This window comes from Labrenzia sp. THAF191a (assembly GCF_009363335.1).
GTDB lineage: Bacteria > Pseudomonadota > Alphaproteobacteria > Rhizobiales > Stappiaceae > Roseibium > Roseibium algicola.
In genome coordinates, this window is the sequence record NZ_CP045333.1 from 2,444,783 (window position 1) to 2,458,232 (window position 13,450).

Genomic DNA, 13,450 nt, shown 5'->3' on the forward strand with positions numbered 1-13,450 from the left:
CTGCGTGTGATGATGTTAGGTTTTAACGGAGCACGCGCAAGTCATGGCCGATACCGATACTTCAGCGAATGCAGGCAAACCGGGCGTTTCTTCTTCAGCAGAGGCGGCAGCAAAGTCCAGCGGCGGATCAGAACCGTCGCCTGCACGCATGGAGGCTCAAGCAGGCGATCCCTACCGCCCGGCCGGTGGCAACGATTATTCCCTGTCCGTGGAACCGGAAGATACCGGTGAAGCAACCTTGGCGAACCTTTATCAGGCTGTGCCCCTCGAAAATCGAGGATCTGGTGCTTCAACCCAGGATGCCGAGGGACTTGGCGGCGACGGCGGCAGAGACGGCCAGGGTGCGCATGGGGATCTGGGTCAGGGGCTGGGCGGAGCAGGAGCCGGTGACACGCTACTGCCGGACGGCGGTACCGAAGTGGTGGAAACCGCCGATGGTGGTCCAAACGATGACGGCGGCCTTGGCGACGGTGCCGTTCCGGAAGTGCGCGGTCTTGACCCGACGTTGTCTCAATTCGATCTGGGCGGCGATGGCATTCAGTCATCGGGCTCCCAGGTTGGTGACGGAACTGGCGGCGGAGGCGGAGGTGCTGGTGAAGGCGGCGATGGTGGGAACACCGGGGTCGGCCCTGTCGAGGACGTCGACAGCACCGACAATTTTGTAACGGAAAACGCCGCAGGGGGTACCGTTGTCGGCGTAGTCGCCTTTGCGAATGATCCGGATGCGACGGATACGGTATCCTATTCCATCACCGATAGCCGGTTCGAGATCAATCCGGATACGGGCGTTATTACTGTTGCCGATGGCGCAGTGATCGACCGCGAGACGACGCCTTTTATCGATATTGAAGTGACGGCGACGTCCACGGATGGGTCAACCTCGACCGGGACCTTCCGGGTCACTGTGGGCGACGAGAACGAATTCGATATCGGTCCGGTGACGGACGTTGATGGTGCCAACAACTTCGTTGAGGAGAACTCCGCCGTTGGCACGGTTGTCGGCGTTACGGCGTTTGCCGAAGATCCGGATGCGACCGACACGGTCACCTATTCGATCACAGACAGCCGCTTCGATATCGACCCGGATACGGGCGTTATTACCGTTGCCGCTGGCGCGGTGATTGATCGCGAGACGACCCCCTATATCGATATCGAGGTCACAGCCACCTCAACGGACGGCTCGACTTCGACCGGCACCTTCCGGGTCACGGTGGGCGACGCGAACGAATTCGATATCGGGCTGGTGACAGACGTTGATGGTTCCGACAACTTCGTCCAGGAGAACTCCGCCGGTGGCACCGTTGTCGGCGTGACGGCGTTCGCTGAAGATCCTGATGCAACCGACACGGTTTCCTATTCCATCACCGATGGTCGGTTCGAGATCGATCCGGCCACGGGCGTGATTACCGTCGCTGATGGCGCAGTGATCGACCGCGAGACGACACCTTTTATCGTTATTGAAGTGACGGCGACGTCAACGGATGGATCGACTTCGACCGGTATCTTCCGGGTCACGGTGGGCGACGCGAACGAATTCGATATCGGCCCGGTGACGGATGTGGACGGTGCCGACAACTTCGTTGAGGAGAACTCCGTCGGTGGCACGGTTGTCGGCGTGACGGCGTTTGCCGAAGACCCGGATGCGACCGACACGGTCACCTACTCAATCACAGACAGCCGGTTCGAGATCGATCCGGATACGGGTGTGATTACCGTTGCCGATGGCGCGGTGATTGACCGTGAGATGACCCCCTATATCGATATCGAGGTCACTGCCACCTCGACAGATGGGTCAACCTCGACCGGCACCTTCCGGATCACGGTGGGCGACGCGAACGAATTCGATATCGGCCCGGTGACGGACGTTGATGGAGCCGACAACTTCGTCCAGGAGAACTCCGCCGGTGGCACGGTTGTCGGCGTGACGGCGTTTGCCGAGGATCCGGATGCAACGGACACGGTTTCCTATTCCATCACCGATGGTCGGTTCGAAATCGACCCGGATACGGGCGCCATTACCGTTGCCGACGGTGCGGTGATTGACCGCGAGACAACCCCCGATATCGATATCGAGGTCATAGCCACATCAACGGATGGGTCGACTTCGACCGGTATCTTCCGGGTCACGGTGGGAGACGAAGACGAGTTCGATATCGGGCCGGTGAGCGACATCGACCCGGCAGCCAACAGTATTTCAGAGACCGCCAATGGCGGCGAATTTGCCGGGATCACCGCCTTCGCCGAGGATCCTGATCCGGCGGACAGTGTCACCTACCAGCTGACTGGTGACGACAGGTTCGAGATCGATCCGGACACAGGTGTCATCACCGTAAAGGATGGTGCGACGTTCGATGCGGAAACAGAGCCGTCCATCGAGATGACTGTCACAGCAACGTCAACGGATGGCTCTTCCTCAACGAAGACCTTCACCGTGGCCGTGACAGACAACAATGAAGCACCGGATCTGATCGTTCATCTGGAAAACGGCTCAGAACAGTTTGTCGTCAACGGCAGCTTCGAAATCCATGACGGGGTTCACGGCGGACCAGCCGGGTCCGGCTGGTACGAAAACCCGACTTCGATCGAGGGTTGGACCTACGACAACGTCGATGTACATGAGGCTGGGCACAATAGTTACGGCGCGACAGACGGCGGTCATCATCTGGACCTTGCAGCCATGAACAATGGCTGGGCTTCTCAGCAAGTAGAGGGGCAGCTTGATGGTCAGGTCTATCATCTGACATTCGACATGAAGTCGCGCGGCGGCGTGGGAGAAAGTGTCGCCGAGGTGTATTGGAACGGCGAGTTAATCGACACGATCGACCCGGCCACAACGGGAACGGGCTGGCAGTCCTATGCCTATGACATCGTTGGCGGATCCGGCGACGGCTCCAATACGCTGACATTCGTTGAGATCGGTTCCGATAACCTGGGTGGTGCGCTGATCGACAGTGTGTCCATCGTTTCCGACAACCGCACTGCGGTCGTCGAGGAATATTACGGCGCAGAGATTGCTCCCTTGTCGGTATTCGATCCGGATGTGGGCGATACGCATACATTCACGGTTTCGGACGACCGGTTTGAGGTGGTCGTTTCCGGCGACAGATACCTGCTCAAATTGAAAGATGATCAGGCCTTCGATTACGAAACCGAGACTCAGGTGACCCTTGAGGTGACGGCAACTGACCAGGGCGGTCTTTCCGACACGGAGATCGTGGTGATCGACGTGATCGATATCGACGACACCAATTCTCCCATCGGTCCACTCACCGACATTGATGCCAGCGCAAACCAGGTTCTTGAAAACGCCGCTGCAGGTGCCGTCGTGGGTCTGACTGCCTTTGCAAACGATCCGGATGCAGGTGATAGCGTGAGTTATCAGCTCAGCGGTGATGCGCGCTTCGAGATCGACCCGGTGTCGGGGGTGATCACCGTCGCCAGTGGAGCAAGCTTCGACAAGGAAACCGAACCGGAAATCGATGTTCTGGTGACGGCTACCTCAACTGACGGATCAGTCTCGACTGAAACCTTCACGATTGCGATTGCCGATGCCAATGAGGCGCCGGACCTCGACTTCGATCCGGAGCTTGGACCGGGCGTTTCCGTGACGCTGACCTTTGTCGAGGAATACGCTGGCCACAGCAATGTGCTGGGTGTCTTCTACGTGGACGGCAACGGCAATCCGATGGCCGGCGAAATCGTCTGGGTCAACCAGAACCAATTGACGCCGGGCGATACGGCGACCCTCTATCTGGAAGGCGTCGAAGCGAACGAAATCGGCTATTTCCTTATCCCGGATGGTGCAGACACGAACAGTGGTCTTCTTGCCGGAGACAAGGTTGCGTTCCAGAAAGACGGTCAGGGGAACTGGCAGGCCGTCGGACCTGACGGGACGCGGCTGGTCGGGGCCGATGCCAATGTTCTTTTCTCCGGCAACGGGTCACTCAATCCGGATGGCTACGACTACACTGTGGAAAGCGGCATCAGGATCGGCTTTGAGGACATTGCCGGCGGGGGTGACAAGGATTTCGACGACGTCGTCTTCGATCAGACGACCTTCGAAACCACTGCTCGTGCCGCGGTCTATGAAGAAGATCCGGGAGCGGAGATCGGTACCTTGTCGGTATTCGATCCCGATGTCGGCGATACGCACAGCTTCACGGTTTCCGATAGTCGCTTCGAGGTCATATCGATCAACGGTGAGAACATTCTCAAACTGAAGGACGGTGTGGCGCTCGATTATGAGGCCGAGACCCAGGTGACCGTTGAGGTTACCGTTACCGATAGCGGCGGGCTGTCGGACACGGAAACCATCGTGATCGACGTCATCGACGTGGAGCCGGAAAGGCCTGCCGGCGACAATGAGCCGATCGGGCCTGTCAGGGATGTCGATACGGCCCAGAACCTGGTTGCGGCAACAGCTGCTGCCGGAATGGTGATCGGCCTGACGGCATTCGCGGAAGATGCCGACGCCGGAGATACGGTGACCTATTCCATCGATGACAGCCGGTTTGATATCGACGCAGACACCGGTGTGGTGACCCTCGCCAGCGGCGCAACGCTGGGTGCAGGCGAGACCATCGACGTGACGATCACCGCCACATCAAGTGACGGATCCCAGTCGAGCGCGATTTTCCCGGTGACGGTGACCTCCGGTGTGACTGAGAACTCGCCGCCTGATCTGATCGTCGGCAACGCGATCTACCGGCCGGACCAGGGCAACAAGCACTGGGACGATCATCATGATGGCCATTGGGGGCATATCCAGGACGGGGAAACAGGACACTATCATGAAGATGACGGCGTCCACGGTCAGACCTATCACGGCCACGACGACGACTGTACGGGCAATGAATACCACGTTCCCGAAAACCAGACAGGTGTCGAACTTATCGAACTTTCGGTAGTGGACCCCGATATCGGCGACACGCACACCTTCACGGTGTCGGATGACCGGTTTGAAGTCGTGAGCGATGGCAACAGCTATCTGCTGAAGCTGAAGGATGATGCGGCAGTCGACTACGAAACGGAGCAAAGCATCACGATAGACGTTACCGCGACGGACAGCGGAGGCTTGTCGGATACCGAGACAATTACCCTGGATGTGGTCGACTTTGATGATGTGCCCCTGTGCGAGGTCGGCACCAGTGATGCCGATACGATTGTTGGGGGCGATTTCGTGGACAGCATTTCCGGACTTGGCGGAAATGACATCCTGCTGGGTCAGGGAGGCAACGACCTCATCTATGGCGGGGCTGGTGACGATGTGATCCGGGGTGGTGCGGGCGACGACGTTCTTTCCGGTGGTGACGGGTCGGATCTGTTCGCCTACATGCTCGGCGACGGGCATGACAGCATTTACGGCGGTGCCGGCGGGAGCTGGATCGATATCGTCGATCTGAGCAAGTCCGCCGATGGCACCGATATCGGAACCTATGGTGTCGACTGGTCCATCACCATGACGGAAGGTTCCATCGAGAGCATCGATGCAGCGGCGGGCGAGATCACCCTTTCGCAGGATTCGGGAGGCTACATCGAGTTTGCCGATGGCGGACGTATCGACTTCACGGATCTGGAAGGCGTTCAGTACTGATCAGCAGGAATGCGAAAAAAAAGCGGGCCCGTTATGCCCGCTTTTTGTGTTGCCGGTTATTGAATCGGAGGCATTGGCTCTGCCTCGATAAAGACGGTGTCGCTGGTCACGACCTCTACGACGGTTGACTGGAAGACATCGTTTTCCGACGGTCCAAGGCGCAGGTCCCAGGTATTGAACTCAGGCATGAGGCGCGGGACCGGTGCCGGCCGTTCCTCGATGATCCCGAAATGTTGCGGCGCCAGCCGGCCAATGTTGGCCAGCAGGAAGAAGTCGGCAATGCGGCTGTCATAGCGTGCCCGGACATGGTCGACCTTGCTGAGCAATAGTTCGCGCTCGCCGTCCAGAACATCGAGCAGGGACCGCTGACCGCTGTCGAATTCCACCTGCAGTCCCTTGACCGCGCGCTGGTTGGCCTCAATTGCGCGCTTTACCGCCTTGACCTTCAGCCTTGAGGCAGCCCGCTGCTTCATCGCGCGGACAACGTTCTCGCGGATGATCTGCTGGGTGTCGTCCAGCTCGTATTCCTGTTGGGCTGCCGTGAAGTTTGCGCGTTTGACCGCAGCAATGTTGCGGCCGCCGGTGAAGAAAGGGGCCGTGACGCGCACGCCAAAGCGGAAGTCTTCTTCGTCCTGATTGCCGAGGTTGCCTTGGTAGCCGGTTTGCCACTCGCTTTCCAGCGAGACACGCGGCAGCATGTCGCCGACTGCGGCGCGTGCGGCGTAACGTGCTGCCCTTGCATCTGCCGTTGCGGCGCGGATGGAGGGATTGTTCTGCAGCGCGACGTTGATCGCGTCATCCAGGCCGGCGGGCTCGATTGTCTGCGGAATGCCAGGCCAGCCAAGCTTGCCCGGCTTTTGTCCTGTCAGGCGCTCATAAACAGCCTCTGAGGCTTCCAGATCGCCGACCGCCTGGTCGGAATTCCCCTGTGCTTCACCGAGACGGGCAAGCGCCTGTTCGATATCGGTGCGCGTTGCGTCTCCCGACTTGTAACGGGCGCGGGCGGCGTTCACTTCCCGTTGCACCACGTTGGTATAGGCCCGCAGGTGAGCGAGGATCGCCCGATCGCGAACAACGCGCAGATAGGCATCGGCTGTGTTGAACAGCAGCGTCTGTTCGGCGCCAACGAGCTGGTTGCGACCGGAATTCGCTTCCTCATGAGCCTGGTTCAGTCGATTGACACCCGCGAAACCCTGAAACACCGTCTGGGACATGGAGATGCCCAGCTCGTGGAAGAACGATCTGTCGCTGTTGCCGCTGCGCTCGCTGCGGAAGGCGTTCTGTTCCCCCAGATAGGTGCCGGTAACCGTCGGCAGAAACTCGGACCTGGCGGTCCAGACGTCCTGGTTGGTCGCTTCGTAACGCGACCGTTCCGCCTTGAGGCCCGGGTTGATGGCATAGGCCGCCCCCATGGCTTCTTCGAGCGACTGGGCGGATACAGTTGCGCTGGCAAAGGACAGGCTGATCAGTGACGCACCTGCCAGCAGACCGGCAAGGCGGGTTTTCAATCCGTGCATCAGTTTGGCAGGGGCAGGGAAGGTCGTCATTGCAGCACCGTGATCGTTGTCTGCCCTTAAGGTAAAATTTTATAGTTAATCAAAAGTAAGTTGAGATTAGAGAATATGGCCAAGAATTTTCAGTAATTACCTAGGGTAATCTTTGCTTTGTTCTGCTTCTTTTAGGATATTGATATTAATATCAAGGTTTAATTTGATAATAATTTAAGTTGAATTCAGTGATAAGTCAGCTTCCCGTTCGGTCTAAACTCGGGTGAAACTTTTTGATCTGTGAAGGCAGTAGATGTTTCCCGAATAGAAAGCCCTGCACCTGCAGGCATCCGGCTTGTTGCAGGAATTGCAGCTGTCGTTCCGTTTCGACACCTTCGGCGATTACTGGGATCTTGAAGCTATGGCCGAGCAGAACGGCAGAGCGCAGGATCGCTCTGGCATGGGGGTTGGTTTCGAGCGACTGGGTGAAGGCTCTGTCGACCTTGATCTTGTCGAAGGGAAAGGCTTGCAGCGTGTTGAGCGAGGAATAGCCCTTGCCGAAGTCGTCCATGGCAACGCGCACGCCCATCTTGCGCAGTGAGAGGATCGTCTCGTGAACCCGTTCGTGATCCTCGATCGGGGTGGATTCGGTGAGTTCCACTTCCAGGCGTTCCGCCGGCAGGCCTGTCTTCATCAGCACGGTGGAAACGAGACCGGCAAAATCGCAACGGGAGAACTGCAGCGGGGAAGCGTTGACCGACAGAGTTACCGGGTTTTCCCAGCAGGCAGCTTCCTTACAGGCAGCTTCCAGAACCCAGTTGCCGATATCCAGGATAATGCCTGACCGCTCGGCAATCGGAATGAAGTCTTCCGGCGGAATCGGTCCTTTTTCCGCGTGGCGCCATCGGACCAGCGCTTCGTAGCCAATCAACTCGCCGGTCTTTGTCAGGTTCTGTTTCTGGAAAACCAGGTTGAGCTGGTTTTCGAGCGTTGCATTGCGCAAGTCAGCCGCAAGGCCTGCCTCCCAGCGGTTGGTTTCCTCCATCCCCGTGACATAGGGCTGGATCAGGTTGCCGCCGATCGATTTCGCTTGCTTGGCAGCAAGGTTTGCCCTTTGCACCAGCTTGTTCAGGTCCTTGCCGTCGCGCGGGAACACGGCCAAGCCAATACTGGAGCGGATGGACAGGCGGTAGGAATTCCACTGAACCGGCCTTCGGGCAAGGGAGCGAACCAGACGTGCGAAGTCTACGGCGTCATCCATTGTGTCGAGCGACGGATTGATGACCAGAAATTCGTCACCGTAGAAGCGGGAGATGAAGACCCTGTCGCTCAGGTTGTTTTTCAGTGTATTGGCCAGGGTGCACAGGACAGTGTCGCCAACTTCGTAGCCGTGAAGGTCGTTGATCGCCTTGAACTGGTCCAGGCTGATCAGCACGACGGCGCATGTCTTGCCCTCCAGTTCGGCCTTTTCCAGGAGGTCTGCCGCGGCCTTCTGCACAAAATGCCGGTTTGGAAGTCGTGTCAGAGAATCCTGCAGCGACAGGTGTTTATAGGCTCGCCTGGCCGCGTTTTTCCTGTACCTGTCGAGCAGCGCGCCAGTTGCAGCCACAAGGGTGCATAGACCGAAGATGACCAGCGACATCACCATCATGTGCCTTTCGGACATGAGCATGATTTCGCGCGGGAAACTGACTTCGCGAAGGGGCGTGGTCGGGGAATGCACCGGCATGTGTATCGAAACTGCGGACAGGAAAAGGAACAGCGTTGCACTTACAAATGCGCGTCTGGACTGCAGCTGCGGAACGAAACTCATTGCGATTGCCCCGAGGCACGTTCCGAACAGAAATGTCCAAAGTCCGAAGGCTTTGCCTGCATCAGGTAAACCGGCGATCTCCCTTGCTGTCGTCAGCGTCAGACCCATTCCTGCAATGGCAAGGCCAAAGAGGATGCCGCCAAGTTCCGGTGCGAGCCGGATGTTTCGCCGCACAGCAAGCGCATAACCTGAAAGGAGGCCGGCAAAGACGACGAGCAGGGCAAGCAGAGCCGTTTGAAGCCGGTACCCCGATTCCGCGGGAAGCTTTACCGAAGAAAAGGCGATGATCTGGGCCGCCCAGATTGCAGAGGCGCCGACGAGTGCAGACCAGATGAGCCAGATAACCCGCGCAGGGCTTGCATCGCGGTCAACCTTCGCAAGGAGCAGGAAGGAAAAGGCGCATCCGAAGAGACACGTTGCGATCGCAAGTGTCAAAAGAGCATGATCATGCTCAAAAGACAAAACTGTTGCGACGCGTTCCATAAAAGCTCCCACCGACGGTTGATTTCATGAAAGCTTAAAAAGCATAACAAACTGTGTTTTTTCAGAGTATTCCAAGTATTGCTCTTTGTTTAATCTGGTATTGTTGTAATTGCGCATGAAGTATCTGGTCTGCTAGTGGCTTTTATTGTCAGTTTTGACCTGTTTTACGAGCGCTCTGGGGCGCGTGGGTGCCGCTGCCGGTTCGCCTGCATGCAATTGGAGCGGAAGAACTGCTTCTGAAGAATGCTGCGACATCCGCCCTTTGTCCGAGCCAGGCAAAATCGTAAACATCTGCTGCCAAAAGCACGGCATTTTCAGGCAGAGGCGCGTTCAGTAGGGTTGACTTGACGCTTCGGTAACTGGGGCATGTCCTTAAGTCACCGTAATTTTTGACAATATTTTTTCAGCCTCAAGAAAGCCCGAAATTCGTGCAAAATCCAGCAAATGAGCGGTTCCGGAAGGTCGCGACTCTGCCCGGGTGCCCTGAGGGCATGGGGATGGATAAAATTCTATCGATATAATTAGCAATACGGCATTGATTTGCTTCCAAAACAGGGCGGCCGCGCCGGAGGGCAATGCCTTCAGCGATCAGAAATGCCGCTCCGGCCTCGAGCGAGAGGTGCGGGACAATGCAAACTGTTTAAGACACGTCAGGAGAACGGGTGCATCCCGCAATGCCAACGAAAGCCAGATCCACTCGCGTCGACAACGCTTATGAACGCTTGAAAACCGAGATCCTGAACGGGCAATTGCCGCCCGGATTTCAGGCGCCGGAACCGGATATAGCGACACGGCTGGGCATGAGTCGGACGCCGGTTCGCGAAGCGCTTATCCGCCTGGAGGCTGACGGTCTGGTGGACCTCGTGCCCCGCCGTGGAGCAAAGGTTCTGCCGATTTCGCTGCAGGACATCTGCGAGATCTACCAGATCCTTTCGGCGCTTGAAGCCCTCGCCGCAGGCACCGCTTGCCGCAAGGCGGGCGATGAGACGCTCGCGGAAATCGAAGAAGTGCTCAACGACGCCGATGATGCGCTGGAACGCCAGGACATCGAGGCCTGGGCCGTTCACGATGACAGGTTCCACAGGCTGATGGCCAAGGCGAGCGGCAATCTGCGTCTGGAAGCGGAAATCGAGGGGTTTCTCGATCAGGTCTATCGGGCCAATACCGTGTTGCTTCGTCTGAACAAGGCTCCGGCCTCAAACGCTGCCGATCATCGCAAGATTGTGCTGGCGATCCGGGACGGCGATACCGACAGCGCCACGGAGACGGCGCGGTTGCACCGTCTCAACGGAATGCTCAGGATGAAGGATCTGCTGCAGGACTGCGGGCTCAGCCACGTCTGATCATTTTGGCGCGGCGGGGGCCGGGCCGGTGGACTGTCCGATGATCAGCTCCGCGTCCAGATGCAGAGACGCCGGTTTGCTGGCCGGGTTGGAAATCATGTTCAGGAGCAGCTCGGCAGCCTTTTCCCCGGCGTAGCGAACCGAGGAGCGGGTGCAGGTGAAAATCGGTACTTCGCCGCTGTTGGGCAGGAAAGACAGGGCATCGTCATGGGTGATGATGGACACGTCCTTGCCTGTCTTCAATCCGCACTGGCCGACAGCGCGGGCGACACCGATCGCCGATATCATGGACGAAATCAGGAAGGCGGTCGGCGGATTGTCGCTCTTCAGCATCTCCATCGCATTATCGCAGCCGTAGGGTTCGGTCATGTCGGCGCTGCGCATCAAGGCCGGGTCCGGTGTCAGGCCCCGTGCTGCCAGCGCTTCCTCGAAGCCGCGCCGGCGCCGGTTGGCAAAGTCCATATGTTCCAGACCGTTCAGCAATGCGATCCGGGTGTGGCCGAGGTCCAGCAGCAGGTTCGTCGCCCGCTCGAAGGCCCGCCGGTTGTTCATGTCGATCCAGGATGTTTCCTCCTCGGCACCCGGGATGCGTCCGTGAACGACGAAGGGCAGATTGAGTTCTTTCAGAAGCCTGTGCCTGCGTTCGTCATTTGCGGGGCCGTGAATGATCACGCCGTCGGCCTTCTTGCGTGAGGCGATTTGCCGGTAGGCGTCTTCTTCCTTGGCATCGTCGACGACGGAGATGATCATGTCATAGCCGTGGCGCGAATAGGTCTCCCCGGCGCCGGCTATGAACTCCAGAAAGATCGGGTTCATCATCTCGTGAATTGAGCGCGGTATGACATGGCCGATGGCCATTGCGCGGCCGGTTGCAAGCCGCCGCGCCTGGCTGTTGGGCGCGTAGCCGAGCTTGTCGGCCATCTCGGTCACGCGTTTGCGCGTTTCTTCGCTGACTTCCGGATAGCCGTTCAGTGCGCGGCTTACCGTGGTCTGAGACAGGTTCAGCCGTTGCGACAGTTCTTTCAGGTTTACGCCATTGCTCATTCTGGCCCAAAACGCTTTGAAAGCGCCCTCCCAACAGGCTGTTATTGAAATGCAACATTAATTCGCGAGTTGCGCGCTTGACAAGGCCGAAGCCTGAAGACATGGTTAGGGCCAAATCCAAAGCGGTTTGGATAAAGGGTTCTGGTGGAATTGCCGACCCGGAAAAACGGGTAGGTATTGCTGCAAGGTGGCGAGGTATGCCACCTTGGGTGGAGTGTTCCAGCATAGGGACAATCTGGGAGGACAGATATGAAACTACGTTTGAAAGCCTGCACGGCAGGTCTGGCGCTTGCCATTGGGCTTGGCGCGGGCTCTGCATCCGCGGCCGACCTGAAATTCGCTCCGGGCGAAGGCCCGTTCAACTGGGACAGCTACAACGCATGGGCTGAGAGCGCGCCTGACCTGAAGGGGCAGACCGTGACGATCGCCGGCCCGTGGCTGCAGCCGGAAGACGGTTATTTCCGGAACGTGCTTGCCTATTTCACCGAAGCTACCGGCGCTGAAGTCATCTACACCGGTTCGGATTCCTTCGAACAGCAGATCGTGATTGATGCAGAAGCCGGCGCTGCCCCGAATATCGCCGTCTTCCCGCAACCGGGCCTTGCCGCCGACATGGCTGCGCGCGGCCTGTTGAAGCCGCTTCCGGAAGGCATGGCCGACTGGGTCGCCAACAACTACGGCGCCGGTGAAAGCTGGGTGAACCTCGGTACCTACAAGGATGCCGACGGCCAGGATCAGCTGTTCGGCTTCTTCTACAACGTCAACGTCAAGAGCCTTGTCTGGTACGTGCCGGAAAACTTCGAGGACGCCGGCTATGAAGTGCCGACGACCATGGAAGAGCTGAAGGCGCTGACTGAGCAGATCGTTGCCGATGGTGAAACACCCTGGTGTATCGGTCTGGGTTCAGGTGCTGCCACGGGCTGGCCGGCAACCGACTGGGTCGAGGATCTGATGCTGCGCACGCAGCCGGCTGACGTCTACGACCAGTGGACCACCAACGAGATCCCCTTTGACGACGAGCGTGTCGTTGCCGCGATCGAGGAATTCGGCTGGTTCGCACGCGACGATGCCAAGGTCGCGGGCGGTGCGGGAGCCGTTGCTTCCACCGATTTCCGTGACAGCCCGAAGGGTCTCTTCTCCTCGCCGCCGCAGTGCTACCTGCACCGCCAGGCATCCTTCGTGCCGGCCTTCTTCCCGGACGGCGTCGAGTTCGGTACCGATGTCGACTTCTTCTACTTTCCGGCCTACGCGGAAAAGGATCTCGGCAGCCCGGTTCTCGGTGGTGGCACGCTGATGGCGATCACCAATCCGTCCGACGCGACCAACGAACTGATGAAGTTCTTCGAACTGCCGCTCTCGCATGAAGTGATGATGGCCCAGACCGGCTTCCTCACGCCTCACAAGGGTGCCAACCCGGCAGCCTACAAGGACGACACGCTGCGCGGTCAGGGCGAGATCCTGGTCAATGCCAGCACCTTCCGTTTCGATGGCTCCGATCTGATGCCGGGTGCCGTTGGCGCGGGCACGTTCTGGACCGGAATGGTCGACTATACCGGCGGCAAGGACGCAAAAGCCGTCGCCGAGGAAATCCAGAAAAGCTGGGACGCCCTCAAATAATCCTTCAGGCGGCCGGTCTCCCCAGGGAGGCTGGCCGTTCTTCTGACGGATCGGCGAAAACGTCCAAGAA

At 58.5% G+C, this 13,450-nt stretch carries 6 protein-coding genes; 3 read left to right on the forward strand and 3 right to left on the reverse strand.

The annotated features are described in order from the left end of the window. The first annotated feature begins 43 nt into the window (after positions 1 to 43). Positions 44 to 5,593 (forward strand): cadherin domain-containing protein, encoded by a 5,550-nt coding sequence (locus tag FIV05_RS11265; RefSeq protein WP_152509602.1) that lies wholly within the window; start codon positions 44 to 46, stop codon positions 5,591 to 5,593. A 56-nt stretch (positions 5,594 to 5,649) separates the two neighbouring features. Here the strand turns inward: FIV05_RS11265 and FIV05_RS11270 are convergent, their stop codons facing one another. Beyond that, positions 5,650 to 7,140: a TolC family outer membrane protein gene (locus FIV05_RS11270; RefSeq protein ID WP_209009941.1), complete on the reverse strand. Its 1,491-nt coding sequence runs from the start codon at positions 7,138 to 7,140 to the stop codon at positions 5,650 to 5,652. Positions 7,141 to 7,336: 196 nt separating this feature from the next. Next, positions 7,337 to 9,376 carry an EAL domain-containing protein gene (locus tag FIV05_RS11275; RefSeq protein ID WP_152509603.1) on the reverse strand — a complete coding sequence of 680 codons (2,040 nt, stop codon included), beginning with the start codon at positions 9,374 to 9,376 and terminating at the stop codon, positions 7,337 to 7,339. A 674-nt stretch (positions 9,377 to 10,050) separates the two neighbouring features. Here FIV05_RS11275 and FIV05_RS11280 point away from each other — a divergent pair. After that, positions 10,051 to 10,719 (forward strand): GntR family transcriptional regulator, encoded by a 669-nt coding sequence (locus FIV05_RS11280; RefSeq protein WP_152509604.1) that lies wholly within the window; start codon positions 10,051 to 10,053, stop codon positions 10,717 to 10,719. Here FIV05_RS11280 and FIV05_RS11285 read toward each other — a convergent pair whose 3' ends face one another. After that, on the reverse strand, positions 10,720 to 11,763 hold the full coding sequence (locus tag FIV05_RS11285) for a substrate-binding domain-containing protein (protein ID WP_152509605.1): 1,044 nt from the start codon (positions 11,761 to 11,763) through the stop codon (positions 10,720 to 10,722). Between the two features lie 249 nt (positions 11,764 to 12,012). Here FIV05_RS11285 and FIV05_RS11290 point away from each other — a divergent pair, with 249 nt between their 5' ends. Beyond that, positions 12,013 to 13,380, forward strand: a complete 1,368-nt coding sequence (locus tag FIV05_RS11290; protein WP_023001179.1) for an ABC transporter substrate-binding protein — start codon at positions 12,013 to 12,015, stop codon at positions 13,378 to 13,380. Positions 13,381 to 13,450 lie beyond the last annotated feature (70 nt).